Genomic DNA, 15,780 nt, shown 5'->3' with positions numbered 1-15,780 from the left:
CACATCCATGCCGGATGTCGGTGCCATGGATGACGGGCCGCTCCCACCGGCCGCGTCCATGGAGGCCGAGGCCGCCCCCACGCTGGACGCCTTCCTGGAGGGGATCCAGGGCCGGGCCGTGCGCATGGCGGCCCTGGCCCTGGACGACCGGGAGGCCGCCCTGGACCTGGTGCAGGACGCCATGACCGCCTTCATCACCCGTTACCGGCAGCGGCCATCCGGCTCCTGGGGGCCCCTGTTCTGGCGCATCCTGCAAAACCGCATCCGGGATACCTACCGCCGCAGGCGGGTGCGCCAGCGGGTGATGGCGGTCCTGGGCCGGGGCGGGTCCGGGGAGGAGGGGGAGGAGGACCCCATGGCCGCCTTCCCCGACCCCGCCACCCCCGGGCCGGACCGGGCCCTGGCGGACGGGCGCTTCGCCCGCGATCTGGAGACCGCCCTGCGGGCCCTGCCCCTGCGCCAGCAGCAGGCCTTCCTGCTGCGCCACTGGGAGGGCCTGGACACGGCGGCCACCGCCGCCGCTCTGGGCATCACCGAGGGGAGCGTGAAGACCCATCTGCATCGTGCCCTGCAGACCCTGCAGGGCCAACTGGAGGCCTACCGATGAATACCGGAGAACACCATGACGCGCTGCTTCGGCGCATCGGCCGGACCCTGGATCAACAGGCGGGGCTGACCCCCGCGGAACGGGCGCGCCTGGGCCGTGCCCGGCGCGAGGCCCTGCAGCGGCCCGTGCGCCGCCTGCCCCTGGCCCTGCCGGAACTGCCCGTGGGGCGCCTGGCCCTGGCGGCCTCCCTGGTGCTGACCGTTGCCCTGGGGGTCGCCCTCGGCCCCTTCCCCCAGGGTCCGCAGCCCCTGCCCGCGGCCCTGGCCGAGCCCCAGGACTGGGACTGGCTCATGACCGCGGACGAGGACCCCTTCTGGGTGGAGGATCTGGACGATCCCGCCTTCCTCGTCTGGGCCGCGGAGTCGCAGCCATGAGGGCCGCGGCCCTTCTTCTGGCCGGTGCCCTGCTCTGCCTGCCCTGGGGAGGGGCGATGGCGCAGGGGGTGCCGGACTGGTCGGATCTGGACGCCGGGCAGCGCACCGTGCTGGCGCCCATGGAGGAGGCCTGGGACGGGCTCTCCGAGGAGCACCGCCGCCGCCTCCTGGAGATGGCCGGGCGCTGGCGGGAGATGGACCCGGAGCAGCGCCAGCGCATCGCCCAGCGCCTGGAGCGCTGGCGGGATCTATCGCCGCAGGAGCGGGAGCGTATCCGCGATCACCACCGGCGATTGCAGTCCATGACCGAGGCGGAGCGCCAGGCCCTGCGCCAGCGCTGGGAGCGCTACCGCCAGCTCCCGCCGGAACATCGCCGGCAGCTGCGCGAGCGCTGGGAGGACCTCTCCCCCCAGCAGCGCGAGCGGCTGCGCCAGCACCGCCAGGGCCCCCATGGGGGGAACGGCGGTCCGCCGGGGGGCTTGCGCGGACATTGCCGCTAGGGACGGCGGGAGTCCCCGTCGGGACTGCACGCCCCATGCCGGCGTGGGGCCCCGGCCGGGGCCTGGGATGGCCGCGCCCCGGCCGGGGCCGGTACAATAGCGGGTTTCATCAAGCCCCATTGCAGACGCCCCCATGCCATCCAAGCACGCCACCGAGACCGCCCGCCGGCGCACCTTCGCCATCATTTCCCACCCGGACGCGGGTAAGACCACCGTCACCGAGAAGCTCCTGCTCTACGGCGGCGCCATCCAGCTGGCGGGGACCGTCAAGGGGCGCAAGTCCGACCGCCACGCCACCTCCGACTGGATGGAGCTGGAGAAGCAGCGCGGCATCTCCGTCACCTCCTCGGTGATGCAGTTTCCCTACAAGGACCGCATCGTCAACCTGCTGGACACCCCAGGGCACCAGGACTTCTCCGAGGACACCTACCGCACCCTCACCGCCGTGGACTCGGCCCTGATGGTGATCGACGTGGCCAAGGGCGTGGAGGAGCGCACCATCAAGCTCATGGAGGTGTGCCGCCTGCGGGACACCCCCATCATGACCTTCATCAACAAGCTGGACCGGGAAGGCCGAGAGCCCATCGAGCTCATGGACGAGGTGGAGGAGGTGCTGAAGATCCCCTGCGCCCCCGTGACCTGGCCCATCGGCATGGGCAAGCGCTTCAAGGGGGTCTACCACATCCGCCGCGACGCGGTGCACCTGTTCTCCCCCACCCACGGCGGCAAGATGCAGCAGGGGGAGGTGATCCAGGGCCTGGACAACCCGCGCCTGGACGAGGTGCTGGGGGATCAGGCCCGGGAGCTGCGCGAGGAGCTGGAACTGGTGATGGGGGCCTCCCACGCGTTCGATCTGCAGGCCTACCTGGAAGGCCGCCTCACCCCGGTCTTCTTCGGTTCGGCCATCAACAACTTCGGCCTGCAGGAGCTGCTGGACGACTTCGTGGAATACGCCCCGTCGCCGCGGCCCCGGGCCACGGAGAGCCGCGAGGTGTTGCCGGAAGAGGAGACCTTCTCCGGCTTCGTGTTCAAGATCCAGGCCAATATGGACCCGCAGCACCGGGACCGCATCGCCTTCATGCGCATCTGCTCCGGCAGCTTCAAGAAGGGCTCGAAGCTGCACCACGTGCGCATCGGCAAGGACGTGCGCATCGCCGATGCCCTCACCTTCCTGGCCTCGGACCGGGAACACACGGAAGAGGCCTTCCCCGGGGACATCATCGGCATCCACAACCACGGCACCATCCGCATCGGCGATACCTTCACCCAGGGGGAGAAACTGGCCTTCACCGGCATCCCCAACTTCGCCCCCGAGCTCTTCCGCCGCGCCCAGCTGCGGGACCCGCTGAAGATGAAACAGCTGCAAAAGGGCCTGCAGCAGTTGTGCGAGGAGGGGGCCACCCAGTTGTTCAAGCCCCTCACCAACAACGACCTGATCCTTGGCGCCGTGGGGGTGCTGCAGTTCGATGTGGTGGCCCATCGCCTCAAGACGGAATACAACGTGGACGCCAGCTTCGAGAACGTGAACGTGAACACGGCCCGCTGGGTGACCTCGGAGGATGAACGCAAGCTGGAGCAGTTCAAGGACAAGGCCGCCAGCAACCTGGCCATCGACCACGGGGGGGACCTGGTGTACATCGCCCCCACGCGGGTGAACCTGCAGATGGCCCAGGAGAAGTGGCCGGAGATCGAGTTCAGCGCCACCCGGGAGCACGGCATCGGCGGGAACTGATCCCCCTGGTCAAGGATCCCGCAATCAGGGGCATGAGCCGCCCTTGCTTGCGGGGCCCATGGGCTGGATCGGTTGCGAAGACTCAACTTTCTCCGGGCCCGGCCGCCACAAGGGATACACCGGCCGGCGGGTCCGCCGTGCACACCTGCGGGCGTGCCCGGAAGCCGCTTTTACAAGCAACAGGGAGTGCTCGTCATGCTGCAACGTCTTCGCATCGGCCAGCGGCTGATCCTGGGGGTGGCCCTGACCCTGGTGGTGATGCTGGCGGTCCTGCTGCCCCTGGTGGTGGGCCAGTTGAACGGGATCATCCGCGAGGCGGAAGAGCGGGAACTGCGGGCCCTGCACGACGAGATCGTCGGTCGCATCGATGCCGAGGCCAAGGTGGGTGCGGCCGTCTCCGGGGCCCTGGCCCAGCTGGACAGCATCACCCGGCGCTTCGCGCAGCGGGATCGGGAAGCCCTGCGGCAACTGCTGCTACCCATGCACGACTACCTCAGGGAAGAGTATGCGGTGCGCCAGTTCCAGTTCCACACCGCCCCCGCCACCTCCTTCCTGCGCCTGCACCGGCCCGAGAAATTCGGTGATGACCTCTCCGGTTTCCGCCACACGGTGGTGGAGGTGAACCGCACGGGCCGGCCGGTGCGCGGGCTGGAGAGCGGCGTTGCGGGCCTGGGCATCCGCGGCGTGGTGCCGGTGCGCCATGCCGGGGAGCAGGTGGGCTCCCTGGAACTGGGCATGTCCTTCGGGGAACCCTTCTTTCAGCAGATTCGCGATGAGTGGTCCGGGGTCGGGATGCACATCGCCCTGCATACCCTGCGGGAGGGCCGCCTGGAGCCCTTTGCCAGCACCTGGCGATCCGCGGATCTCATGCCCGAAGATGCCCTGCGGGGGGCCCTGGATACGGGTGAGGCCTTCACAACCGCCCGCCTGGGCGAGGATCCGGTGGCCGTCTACGCCGCGCCGGTGCAGGACTACTCCGGCGAGCCCGTCGGGGTGCTGGCGGTCTCCCTGGACCGCAGCTACTACGTGCAGGCGGCGGCCATGGCCCGCAACACCGTCCTGGGGGTGGGGCTGCTGGCCCTGCTGGCGGGACTGGCCACCGCCTGGTTCATGGGGCGCACCATCACCCGCCCCATGCAGCGCGCCGTGGAGGCCATGCGGGACATCGCCGAAGGGGAGGGGGACCTCACCCGCCGCCTGGAGTCCGGGGGGCGGGACGAGATCGCCGAAATGGCGGCCGCCTTCAACCGCTTTGCCGAGCGGGTGCAGGAGACGGTGCGGCAGGTGGGGGGATCCACCGAACACCTGGCCGCCGCCTCGGAGCAGATGAACACGGTCACCGCGCGCACCAACGAGGGCATGCAGCGCCAGCGCACGGAGATCGAGCAGGTGGTCACCGCCATGAACGAGATGACCTCCACGGTGCAGGATGTGGCGCGCAACGCCGAGTACGCCGCCGAGGCGGCCCGCGAGGCGGATGGCAGTGCCGGCGAGGGCTCACGGGTGGTGCAGGAGACCATGCAGTCCATCCGTCAATTGGCCGAGGACGTGAACCGGGCCGCGGAGAGCATCAATCGCCTGGGCAAGGACTCCGAGGGCATCGGTGCCGTGCTGGACGTGATCCGGGGCATCGCCGAGCAGACCAACCTGCTGGCCCTGAACGCCGCCATCGAGGCGGCCCGGGCCGGGGAGGCGGGCCGGGGTTTTGCCGTGGTGGCGGACGAGGTGCGCACCCTGGCCAGCCGCACCCAGGACTCCACCCAGGAGATCCAGGGCATGATCGAACAGCTGCAGCAGGCGGCGCGGGAGTCCGTACAGGTCATGGAGCAGGGGCGCAACCGGGCCTCGGGTACCGTGGAGCAGGCGGGCAGCGCCGAGCAGGCCCTCTCCAGTATCACCGATGCGGTGAGCCGCATCTCCGACATGAACGCGCAGATCGCCTCGGCGGCGGAGGAACAGAGCACGGTGGCGGACGAGATCAACCGCAACCTGGTGCACATCAACGACATCTCCGAAGAGACCGCCGAGGGCGCGAAGCAGACCGCCGGCAGCGGCGAGGAACTGGCGCGTCTGACCCGGGAGCTGCAGGGCCTGGTGGGCCGTTTCCGCTACTGATGCCCCGCCCCGGCGCGTCCTTTCCCGCCCCCCGCCGGAGGTGCGGGGTCGGCCTGCGCGCGCCCTAAGCGGGTGCGCGCCCATGGCCGGGCTGGACCGAGTCCGCCGGCGGCCGTGGCCGCGGTGCCCGCGGGGATCCCCTTGCTCTACAATGGGGGCCACCTGCAACCATGGGCGACGGCCATTCATGACCCCCTCCCGCGAAGACCCCAAGGCCCTGGAACATACCCCGACCCCGCGGCTGGCAGCCCCGGATGAGGCGGAACTGGCCCGCCTGGAGGCCCCGGATGCACTGCCGCCACAGGAAGGGACCGGTTTCCAAGGGCATGTGGTGGGGGTGGGGGCCTCCGCCGGGGGGCTGGAGGCCCTGGAACAGCTCTTCGAGGCCATGCCCGAGGGGACCGGGGCCGCCTTCGTGGTGGTGCAGCACCTCTCCCCCGACCACAAGAGCCTGATGGGCAACCTCCTGTCGCGGCACACCCGCATGCCGGTGCAGACGGTGGAGGACGCCATGGCGATCCGGGCGGAGACCATCTACCTGATCCCCCCGGGCAATCTCATGACCGTGGTGGACGGGCAACTGCGCCTGAGCCCCAAGAACCCCGGGGCCCTGTCCCTGCCCATCGACCTGTTCTTCTCCTCCCTGGCGCGGGAGTTCGGCGACCGCGCCATCGGCGTGATCCTCTCGGGCACGGGCTCCGACGGCACCCGCGGCTCCGTGGCCATCAACGACGCCGGCGGCCTGTTGCTGGCCCAGGACCCGGAGAGCGCCAAGTTCGACGGCATGCCCCGCAGCATCATCGCCACCGGCCTGGTGGACGAGGTGCTGCCGCCGGATGCCCTGGGGGCGCGCATCCGGGACCATATCCAGCAAAAGCCGGACACCCAGGTGCCCCCTCCCCCGCGCGCCAGCGGGGAACTGGATACGGGTTCGGCCCTGGAGGGGATCTTCCACCTGCTGCACAACCATGGCGGGGTCAATTTCCGGGACTACAAGCCCGCCACGGTGCTGCGGCGCATCGAACGGCGCATGCAGGTGCGCCATGTGCCGGATTTCGAGCACTACCTGGAACTGCTGGAGGCGGATTCCGGGGAGGTCTCGGTGCTGCGCCGGGAGATCCTCATCCCCGTGACCAACTTCTTCCGCGACCCCGACGCCTTCGAGGTTCTGGCCGAGCGGGCGGTGGACGCCATCGTGCGCCAGGCCAGCGAGGCCCATCCCATCCGCGTCTGGGTGGCGGGCATGTCCACCGGCGAGGAGGCCTATTCCGTGGCCATGCTCTTCGCCGAGGCCTTCGAACGGCTGCAGCGCTGGCCGGACATCAAGATCTTCGCCACCGACGTGGAGCAGAAGAACGTGGACGCCGCCAGTGCCGGCACCTTCTCCGAGGCCATCATGGCGGAGGTCTCCCCGGAGCGCCTGGAGCGCTTCTTCATCAAGCGGGGCAGCCACTTCGTGGTGCGGCCGGAACTGCGCCAGACCCTGGTGTTCGCCCGCCACAACCTGGTGGAGGATCCGCCCTTCACCCGCATGGACCTGGTGTGCTGCCGCAACGTACTCATCTACTTCCTTCCGGCCACCCAGGAGCGCGCCCTGCGCCGCCTGCAGTACGCCCTGGCCCCGGGGGGGTATCTCTTCCTGGGCACCAGCGAGTCCCTGGGGGCCCTGGGGCCGGACTTCACCCCGGTGAGCAGCAAGCACAAGCTCTTCCAGATGCTGCGCAGCGCCACCCTGCCGGTGGACACCCGACTCTCGGGTCCCCCTCCCGGGGGCCGCCAGGGGACCACCAGGCCATCCCGCCCGCCAGCGGGCGCAGCCGCCCGTTCCCGGGATGCCTCCGCCATCGAGTCGGCGCAGCATGCCTTGCTGCGGGATCACGCCCCCCCCAGCATCCTGCTGTCCGATGCCATGGAGCTGATCCATATCTTCGGGGACGCCCAGCGTTATCTGCACTTCCCCTCCGGCAGCATCACCCTGGAGGTCTCCCGGCTTCTGCCCTCCGGCATCGTGCCCGTGGCCCAGGCCCTGCTGCGCCGCGCCATGAAGAGCGATGAGCCCATCCGTTCGGAGGCCGGGCGCTTTCAGCTACCGGACGGCAGCGCGGCGCGCCTGCGCCTGAGCGCGCGCCGCCTGGACGGGGAGGACCGCAACGCCCCGTTCCTGCTGCTGTCCTTCGAGGCCCAGGAGGAGCCCCCCGCCGGGGACGGGGAGGCCCCCCAGGCCCTGGACATGAACGCTGAGGCCATGGAGCGCATCCACTCCCTGGAGCAGGAACTGGCGGCCACGCGGGAGAGCCTGCAGGCCACCATCGAGGAACTGGAGGCCTCCAACGAGGAACTCCAGGCCACCAACGAGGAGATGATGGCCGCCAACGAGGAACTGCAGAGCTCCAACGAGGAACTGCAGTCGGTGAACGAGGAGCTCTACACCGTCAACGCCGAGAACCAGGAGAAGATCCAGATCCTCAACCGCCTGAATGCGGACCTGGACAGCATGGCCAAGGCGGCCTCCATCGCCACCCTGTTCCTGGACGAGTCCCTGCGCATCACCCGCTTCACCCCCGAGGTGCAGCAGATCTTCAAGATCCGGGACGGGGACGTGGGCCGGCCCATCGACGATTTCACCCACAGCCTGGATTACCCGGAGCTGATGCAGGACCTGCGCCTGAGCCTTCGGGAGGGGCGCCCCTGCGAACACGAGGTGCCCTCCGCCTCGGGCCGCTATTACCTGCTTCGCATCCTGCCCTACACCCTGGAGGGGCAGGCCAGCCGCGGCGCGGTGATGACCCTGGTGGACATCACCTCGGTGCGGGACGTGGCCCGGCTGCAGGCGGTGCTGGATTCCCAGGCCCACCAGGTGGCGGTGCTGGACCGGGAGGGCCGGGTGCAGATGGTGAATACCGCCTGGCGGGCCTACGCCCGGGCCCATCCCAAGGACCCCATGGGGGTGCCCGAACCGGGGGAGGACTTCCTGCAGCGCTGCCGCGATGGCCGCATGGAGGCGGACGGCGCCGGGGAGCGGATGGCGCGGGAACTGCAGCGGGTCCTGCAGGACCGTTGCGAGGGCTTTGCCCTGGAGTACCGGCAGGGGGAGGGGCCGGGTGCCCCCGCGTTTCTGGTGCACGTGGGCAAGCTGCACCACCCCGAGGGCGGGGCCATCATCAGCCGTCTGGAGATCACCGACTGGATCACCCGCGCCCGGGACTGACCCCGTCCCCACGGCCCTGGCCGGGGAAGGGATCTGGCGGTGCCAACGTAGGGGATTCGGAGCCGGTTCAGCCGGACCCGTCCTGGGGGGCGCTCTCCCAGTCCGCTTCCCATTCCGCCGCGGGCCGCGGCCGGCCGAAGAGGAAGCCCTGCCCCATGTGGCAGCCCTCCCGCAGCAGGAAGGCCCCCTGGCCCTCCTGCTCGATGCCCTCGGCCACCGTCTCCAGGCCCAGGGTCTGGCCCAGGCCGATGACCGCGCGGATGATGGCCTCGCCATTGGGGTCCCGGCCCACGTCCTGGATGAAGGAGCGGTCGATCTTGAGCCGGTCCAGGGGCAGGCGCTTGAGATAGGAAAGGGAGGAGTAGCCGGTGCCGAAGTCGTCCACCGCCAGCTTCACCCCCATCTCCTTGAGTTGCTGGAGGACCGACAGGGTCTTCTCCGGGGCCCTCATGATGAGGGATTCGGTCACCTCCAGTTCCAGGCATTGGGGGGGCAGATCGTAGTCCCCCAGGGCATCCTGCACCCGTTCCACCAGGGATTCCCGTTCCAGTTGCTGCACGGACAGGTTCACCGCCACCTGGGGCACATGGAAGCCGGCGTTCCGCCAGGTCCGCATCTGGCGGCAGGCCTCCCGCAGGACCCAGGCCCCGATCTCCCCGATCACCCCCATCTCCTCGGCCAGGGCGATGAAGTGCCCGGGGGAGATGAGTCCCAGGGCCGGGTGCTGCCAGCGCACCAGGGCCTCCACCCCCAGCAGGGAACGGTCCCGCAGGTCCACCTGGGGCTGGTAGTGCACCCGCAGTTCGTCCCGGGCGGAGGCGCCGCGCAGGGCGGATTCCATCTTCAGCCGGTCCAGCACCCCCTCGGAGAGGTTGGGGGCGAAGAATTCATAGCCGTTGCGGCCGTGGGTCTTGGCCTCGTACATGGCCAGGTCCGCGTGCTTGAGCAGGGTGTCGGCGTCCTCGCCGTCCTCCGGGTAGGTGGCGATGCCGATGCTGGCGCTCACCGCTACCTCGTGGCCATCCAGGTGCATGGGCTCCTCGAGGATCTTCAGCAGCTTGCGGCACAGGGTCTGGATGTCGTCCCGGCTCATCTCGCCGTCCAGCAGCAGCACGAACTCGTCCCCCCCCAGGCGGCTGAGGGTGTCCGAGGCGCGGGTGGTGTGCTCCATGCGCCGCGCCACGGTCTGCAGCAACTGGTCCCCCAGGTTGTGGCCCAGGGTGTCGTTGATGGTCTTGAAGCGGTCCAGGTCGATGAACAGCAGCACCAGGGAGGTGCCATGGCGCCGCACCCGGCGCAGGGCCTGGCGCAGGCGGTCGCGAAACAGGACGCGGTTGGCCAGGCCGGTGAGGGGGTCGTAGTGGGCCATGAACTCCAGCTGCTGCTGGGCCTCCTTCACCTGGCCGATGTCGCTGAATACCCCCACGTAGTGCTCGATCTGCCCCGATTCCCCGGGCACGGCGCTGATGGTGAGCCATTCCGGGTACACCTCGCCGTTCTTGCGCCGGTTCCAGATCTCGCCGCGCCAGTGGCCGGTGCCCAGCAGGGTGCTCCACAGGTTCTGGTAGAAGGTGGCGTCCTGGCGGCCCGACTGCAGGAAGGTGGGCCGGCGACCCTTCACCTCGTCCTCTTCGTAGCCGGTGATGTGGGTGAAGGCGGGGTTCACCGCCACGATGTGACCGGCGGTGTCGGTGACCATGATGCCCTCATCGGCGGCCTGAAAGACCTGATCGGCCAGGCGCAGGCGCTCCTCGTTGGCGCGGCGCTTCTTCTCCAGCTCCAGGTGCTGCAGGGCGTAGGAGAAGTCCTCGGTGATGTCCTGCACCAGCCGGTCCACCTGGGGGTTGAAGGCCTCGCGGGTGGCGGAGAGGAAGGTGGCCACCCCCACCAGGCGATGGCCACGGATGAGGGGGTAGTGGCCGAAGGTCTGCACGCCGTTGTGCTGCGCCCAGCGGCTCCAGGCCTCGGGGGCACCGGGGTCGTCACGGTTGGCGTAGACATAGGACTGGCGGTTGATGAGCTCCCAGGCCTCCTCCATGGGCAGGGAGGGCACTTTCTGTGGCGGGACCCCGTTCACGGCCCGGGGCACGGGCACCGCCCCTTCCTCGGGGCAGAGGCTGATGATGCAGCCGGAGAAGCCGCCGTGCTGCACGGCGATGCGCACCAGGTTGTCCAGCAGGCGCTGTTCGTCCTCGATGCGGATGATGGCCTGGTTCACCGCGCTCAGGGTGGCATAGAGCAGGCTGACCTGGGCCACCTCCAGTTCCGCCCGCTTGCGGTCGGTGACGTCGCGATTGATGCCGCGCCGGCCCTGGTAGCCGCCGTCCTCCTCCAGCACCGCGCGGCATTCATGCTCGATCCAGCGGATCTCGCCGTCCGGGCGCTGGATGCGCAGCTCCATGCGTTCGTGGGGGGCGTCGGCGTCCTCCTCCAGCACCTGTTGTTCGTGGTTCTGCCAGCGCTCCCGGTCCCCGGGCAGCAGCAGGCGGGGGAACAACTCCGGGTCCTCGATAAAATCCTGTGGCGGGTGCCCGCTCACCCCCTGGCAGGCGGGGGAGACGTAGCGGTAGCGGCCTTCGGGGCCGAACCAGTAGTCCCAGACCGGGGAGTAGTCCGCCAGGATGCGGTAGCGCTGCTCGCTCTGGCGCAGGCGTGCATGGGCCCGCTCCATGGCCTGTTCCTGGTGGATGCGCTCGGTGAGGTCCACCACGGCGCAGACGAAATGGTGGCGGCCCTGGGCATCGGGACCCAGGGGGGCGACGTGGAGTTCACCGTTGAAGCTGCCGCCGGTGGCCCGCAGGAAGGTCACCTGGGAGGCCAGCCCCTTGCCCGCCTCCTCCGCCTGGCCCAGGGTGCGGTTCAGGGCCATCTCGTCCTGGCGGTGGATGAGGCGCCCCAGGAAGTGGTGGCGCAGGTGGCGGCTGTCCAGCCCGAAGAGCCCGGCGGCGTGTTCGTTGCACTCCAGCACCAGGCCCGTGCGGTCCACCACCAGGGCGGCCACGGGGATCCCGGAGAACAGGCCCCGGTAGCGGGTCAGGGCCTGTTCCGCCACCTGCTGGGATTCCCGCAGTTCGGCGTTCTGGATCTCCAGTTCCGCCTGGTAGATGCGCAGCTGCTCGGTGATCTGCCCCAGATCCAGGTCGCCCTGTTCCAGCAACTGTTGCGCCAGGTCGAACTCCCCCCGGCGCAGGGCCTGGCGGGCGCGCTCGCGGATGGTGGCCGGTTGCGGGTTGTCGGGGATCCTTCGGGCCATGGCTCATGGTCCGGCGCAGGGGGGCGCAGGCACCGGTCGTTGCGGGGAAGCGGGCGGCTGCGGGCCGTTCATCGGGTATTTGGTGCGCATATCTTGGGGCTTGTGAACTGCTTCACGCAATGGCGCCGTGCCCATGATACTGCAGTTGCCGCCCCGCCGCCCCCATCAGGCCTCCCCGCCGGCGCGCCGCTGCGCCTGCGCCGGTTCGGTCTGCCCCTCGGGGAGGACATCGGCGGGTACCGGATGGCCGAACAGATACCCCTGGTGGGCCTGGCATCCCTGGTGGCGGAGCCAGGCCCATTGTTCCTGGGTCTCCACCCCCTCTGCAATGACCCGCAGCCCCAGGGCCCCGGCCAGGGCCAGGATGGTGCGGGCGATGGCGGCATCGTTGGTGTCGGTGAGCACATCCCGCACGAAGGAGCGGTCGATCTTCACCGCGTCCAGGGGCAGGCGCTTGAGGTAGGTGAGGGAGGAATAGCCGGTACCGAAGTCGTCCAGGGCGAAGCCCACGCCTCGTTCCCTCAAGATCCTCATCTTGGCGATGGTGTCCTCCACGTCCTCCAGCAGCAGGCTCTCGGTGATCTCCAGGGTGAGTTGGCCGCCGGGGGCGCCGTGGCGGTCGATGGCCTCGAGCACCCCTGCGGTGAACCGGGGGTCGCGGAACTGGCGGGGGCTGACGTTCACCGCCAGACGCATCCCCCGGCGCCGGGGATCCCGCGCCCAGGTGGCCAGTTGGGCGCAGGCCCGGTCCAGCACCCATTGCCCCAGGGGCAGGATCAGTCCCGTCTCCTCGGCCAGGGGGATGAACTCCGACGGGGGCACCGGGCCGCGCTCAGGATGGTCCCAGCGCAGCAGGGCTTCCGCGCCGGTGATGTGTCCGGCATCGTCCACCAGGGGCTGGTAATGCAGCTGAAAGGCCTCCTCCTGGAGGGCGCGGCGCAGGTCCGCCTCCAGGGCGGCGCGGGCGCTGATCATGGCCTGCATGCTGGGGTCGAAGAAGCGCAGGGTGTTGCGCCCGGCGGACTTGGATTGGTACATGGCCAGGTCCGCCCGTTTCATCACCTCGTCCACGCGCATGCCGCGGGGCTCCATCAGGGTGATGCCGATGCTGGCCGTGGTGTGGTATTCCCGGCCGCAGAGGGGATAGGGCACGTTCAGGGCGGACAGGATCTTCTCCGCGACCCCCTCGGCCCGGGTGGCCGCCGCCGCCCGGTCCGCGCCCAGATCCGGCAGCATGACCACGAACTCGTCGCCGCCCAGGCGGGCGACGCTGTCCACGTCCCGAACGCAGTCGCGGATGCGTTCCGCCACCTGGATGAGCAGGCTGTCCCCCTGGTCGTGGCCCAGGGTGTCGTTGAGGACCTTGAATTGGTCCAGGTCGATGAACAGCAGGGCCCCGTGGTGCCGGGTGCGGGCCGCGGCGGTCAGGGCCTGGTCCAGCCGGTCCATGAGCAGGCGGCGGTTGGGCAGGTGGGTGAGGGGGTCGAAGAAGGCCAGGGTGCGGATCTCGTCCTCGGCCTGCTTACGGGCGGTGATGTTGTCGATGATGGCGGCGAAGCGCCCGGGGCCCGTCTGGAAGGCGCCGATGCTGAAGTGTTGCCCGGAAGAGGGCATGTACTGCTCGAAGGTGATGGACTCCCCCTCCAGGCCCACCCGGGCGTAGCGGGCGATGAGGGGTTCCAGTTCTGCGGCCGGGAAGAGTTCCGTGGCCCGCCGCCCCAGCACCACGGAGACGGGGATGCCCGTGTGGCGCTCGAAGGCGGGGTTGACCAGGGTGAAGACGTAGTCCGTGGCCTGGCCCGCCTCGTCCAGGATCAGTTCGTGCACCGCCACGCCGCTGAGGGAGTTGTCGAACAGGGCGCGGAAGCGCGCCTCGCTGGCCTTGATGGCCCGCTCCGCCTCACGGCGTTCGCCGATCTCCTGCTTCAGGGCCCGGTTCATGCGCTGCAGGGATTCATGACTCGCCTGGAGCTGGCGGTCGTAGCGGGCGGTGCGCAGGTAGCCCCGCAGCACCAAAAGGCTCAGGGCCGCCACCGCCAGCCCGCCCAGGGTCAGGATCCAGAACTTGCGCCACCAGGCGGCCATCACCGTGTCGTAGGGCTCGCCGGCCAGCACCAGGAAGGGCAGGTCGGGGACCTTGTAGCCGGTGTAGATGCGCCGCCGGCCGTCCACCGGCGAGAGGACGGTGGCGGTGAGGCTCTGCCGGTCCGAGCGGATGAGCCGGTTCAGGGCGGGTTCGTCGAGTCGCTGCCCCAGGTGGTGACCGAAATCCTGCACCTCCTCCCGGGGTCGGCGGGCCAGGAGGCGGCCCTGGTCGTCGGTGATGGTGAGGCTGTGGCCCTGGGGCAGGTCGATGCGCTGCAGCCAGGGGTCGAAGAAATCCAGTTCCAGGCGCAGTTCCAGGACCCCGGCGAGGGTCCCGTCGGGATGTTGCAGGGCCCGGGTCTGGGCCACGGTGAATTCCGTGCCATTGCGGGTGGAGACAAAGGCCCTGGAGACGTGCCCGCGGCCGTCTGCATCCGCCTTCGCGACCTGCTGGAAGTGGTCGTAGTCGGCGATGCGGTAGTCCGGGGGCAGGTCTTCCAGGGTGGTGTGCAGGAGCCGGCCCTGGGCATCGAACAGGCTCAGGGCCCGGGCGTTGGGCAGCAGGCTGCGCCGGTCCTCCAGCCAGGCCGACCGTTCCCGGGGCGGTGGGGCGTGGCCCTGGGTGAGGTCCCGGGAGATCCCCTGCAGCAGCAGGTCCGAGGCCTGGAAGGCCCCCACCAGCCATTCCCCCACCAGCATGCCGGTGGCGCGGGTGTTTTCCCGGGCCGTGGCCAGGTCCCGTTCCCGGGTGGTGGCCAGTTCCCAGGCGATCCCCGCCGCCAGCAGCAGGCAGAAGAGGCCGCAGATGAGGCACGGAACCAGGGCGCCGGGCGCGGGACGCAGGGCCTTCAGGAACGATGCTTTCAACACGCCTGTCCTTGGTCGGAAGGGGATCCGACCGCCATCGCCGGCGTGCGCTCCAGCCACGCCGGCGGCGTCCACTGGGACTGGCCCGGCTCCGCGGGGCCGCTTGGAGTGAATACCGGGCTGCCGATGAATCAGGCGGGTACGCGTGGACCGGCACCGGATGCCCATGGATACAGTCTACATGCACCTCGCGGCACGGCACCACTGCCACCGGTGAGGCAGGGAGGGGGTAACCTCATTGCGGGGGGGCGGTGGAGTTGCGCCGGGGCCGGGGTTTGCAGCGGAGGGGGCGGCCGCGGCCGCCCCGGTCTTCAGCCCCGGTCTTCAGAAGACGTTTCAGATGGCCTCCACCTTGCCGTTGAGGTCCATGAGCAGGGTCTCCACCTCCAGTTCCGGGTGTTTCATGCGGACCTGGCGCGCCAGTTCGTGCAGGTACTGGGCGTGGGTTTTGGCCTCCCGTTCCGGCGTCTCGGTGTGCGCATCCCCCAGGAAGGTCTTGTAGGCACCGCAGTCCCGGTGATCCAGGAGGATCACGCGGCGGATGTGGTGCAACTGGATGGAGATCTCCAGGTGCTGCCAGAAGGTCTTGTTCCAGGCGGGGTAGCGCTCCGTCAGGGCCCCCAGGGAGGCCCCCGCCAGGATCATGTGATCGTACTTGTCGCGCAGGCCGCGGTAGGTCATGTAGCGCTCGATCTCGTCCATGAGCCGGAAGTCCATGCAGGTGAGCAGCAGGGCCTCGGTCTCCCCTGCGGCCCGGGCCTCAGGGACCCAGGAGGTGGTGGCCAGCAGGCTGGCGCCGGCCCCCAGGGCCGCCAGTTGCAGGAAACGGCGGCGTTCCTTTTCCACCAGGACGGGGGTGTCTTCGGGGGTTTTTCCCATGGGGTTTCACCTCATCTTTTCTTGCGGGTTTTTCCCGGCGATCGGCGGGCCGGGAGGGATGTCATCCGGGGTGTTTTATTCTTTTTGGGGATATGGGGTTTTTAGGTGATTATTTTAGCGCGGACCGGGGTGATGTCGAGGGGGAGGGGGTTCTTGGCGT

Annotated in this window: 9 protein-coding genes; 6 read left to right on the top strand and 3 right to left on the bottom strand. The window is 69.7% G+C overall.

What is annotated here, in order from left to right; translation table 11 throughout:
- The first annotated feature begins 7 nt into the window (after positions 1 to 7).
- The 6 genes from BM214_RS05370 to BM214_RS05345 all read left to right on the top strand — a co-directional run bounded on the left by BM214_RS05370 (position 8) and on the right by BM214_RS05345 (position 8,536).
- Positions 8 to 607 (top strand): RNA polymerase sigma factor, encoded by a 600-nt coding sequence (locus BM214_RS05370; RefSeq protein ID WP_244887855.1) that lies wholly within the window; start codon positions 8 to 10, stop codon positions 605 to 607.
- Entirely contained in the window at positions 604 to 981 is a 378-nt protein-coding gene (locus BM214_RS05365) for a hypothetical protein (RefSeq protein WP_090484276.1), read from the top strand. The genes BM214_RS05370 and BM214_RS05365 overlap by 4 nt, the downstream gene beginning before the upstream one ends.
- Complete coding sequence (locus BM214_RS05360) at positions 978 to 1,481, top strand: DUF3106 domain-containing protein (RefSeq protein WP_090484274.1); 504 nt, start codon at positions 978 to 980, stop codon at positions 1,479 to 1,481. Before BM214_RS05365 ends, BM214_RS05360 begins: the two co-directional genes overlap by 4 nt.
- Positions 1,482 to 1,614: 133 nt before the next feature.
- Positions 1,615 to 3,213: a peptide chain release factor 3 gene (locus BM214_RS05355; RefSeq protein WP_090484272.1), complete on the top strand. Its 1,599-nt coding sequence runs from the start codon at positions 1,615 to 1,617 to the stop codon at positions 3,211 to 3,213.
- Positions 3,214 to 3,408: 195 nt separating this feature from the next.
- Complete coding sequence (locus tag BM214_RS05350; RefSeq protein WP_090484270.1) at positions 3,409 to 5,328, top strand: methyl-accepting chemotaxis protein; 1,920 nt, start codon at positions 3,409 to 3,411, stop codon at positions 5,326 to 5,328.
- 187 nt (positions 5,329 to 5,515) lie between these two features.
- Positions 5,516 to 8,536, top strand: coding sequence for a chemotaxis protein CheB (locus BM214_RS05345; protein WP_090484268.1), 3,021 nt, complete (start codon positions 5,516 to 5,518; stop codon positions 8,534 to 8,536).
- A 67-nt stretch (positions 8,537 to 8,603) separates the two neighbouring features.
- Here BM214_RS05345 and BM214_RS05340 read toward each other — a convergent pair whose 3' ends face one another.
- The 3 genes from BM214_RS05340 to BM214_RS05330 form a co-directional block, all read right to left on the bottom strand.
- Complete coding sequence (locus BM214_RS05340; protein WP_090484266.1) at positions 8,604 to 11,789, bottom strand: sensor domain-containing protein; 3,186 nt, start codon at positions 11,787 to 11,789, stop codon at positions 8,604 to 8,606.
- Between the two features lie 165 nt (positions 11,790 to 11,954).
- The gene (locus tag BM214_RS12500; RefSeq protein ID WP_090484263.1) at positions 11,955 to 14,741 is read right to left on the bottom strand and encodes a bifunctional diguanylate cyclase/phosphodiesterase; all 2,787 of its coding nucleotides are present in this window, start codon (positions 14,739 to 14,741) and stop codon (positions 11,955 to 11,957) included.
- A gap of 336 nt (positions 14,742 to 15,077) precedes the next feature.
- Positions 15,078 to 15,620 carry a carbonic anhydrase gene (locus BM214_RS05330; RefSeq protein WP_090484261.1) on the bottom strand — a complete coding sequence of 181 codons (543 nt, stop codon included), beginning with the start codon at positions 15,618 to 15,620 and terminating at the stop codon, positions 15,078 to 15,080.
- Between the last annotated feature and the right edge of the window lie 160 nt (positions 15,621 to 15,780).

The sequence above is a fragment of the Ectothiorhodospira mobilis genome, assembly GCF_900114895.1.
Taxonomy (GTDB): domain Bacteria; phylum Pseudomonadota; class Gammaproteobacteria; order Ectothiorhodospirales; family Ectothiorhodospiraceae; genus Ectothiorhodospira; species Ectothiorhodospira mobilis_A.
The sequence above is the reverse complement of the archived record's forward strand: the minus strand, read 5'-3'. Positions and strand labels throughout refer to the sequence as shown.

Coding starts and splice junctions, on each gene's coding strand:
- BM214_RS05360 (WP_090484274.1), top strand. CDS start 978: ATGAGGGCCGCGGCCCTTCTTCTGGCCGGTGCCCTGCTCTGCCTGCCC.
- BM214_RS05355 (WP_090484272.1), top strand. CDS start 1,615: ATGCCATCCAAGCACGCCACCGAGACCGCCCGCCGGCGCACCTTCGCC.
- BM214_RS05350 (WP_090484270.1), top strand. CDS start 3,409: ATGCTGCAACGTCTTCGCATCGGCCAGCGGCTGATCCTGGGGGTGGCC.
- BM214_RS05345 (WP_090484268.1), top strand. CDS start 5,516: ATGACCCCCTCCCGCGAAGACCCCAAGGCCCTGGAACATACCCCGACC.
- BM214_RS05365 (WP_090484276.1), top strand. CDS start 604: ATGAATACCGGAGAACACCATGACGCGCTGCTTCGGCGCATCGGCCGG.
- BM214_RS05330 (WP_090484261.1), bottom strand. CDS start 15,620: ATGGGAAAAACCCCCGAAGACACCCCCGTCCTGGTGGAAAAGGAACGC.
- BM214_RS05370 (WP_244887855.1), top strand. CDS start 8: ATGCCGGATGTCGGTGCCATGGATGACGGGCCGCTCCCACCGGCCGCG.
- BM214_RS05340 (WP_090484266.1), bottom strand. CDS start 11,789: ATGGCCCGAAGGATCCCCGACAACCCGCAACCGGCCACCATCCGCGAG.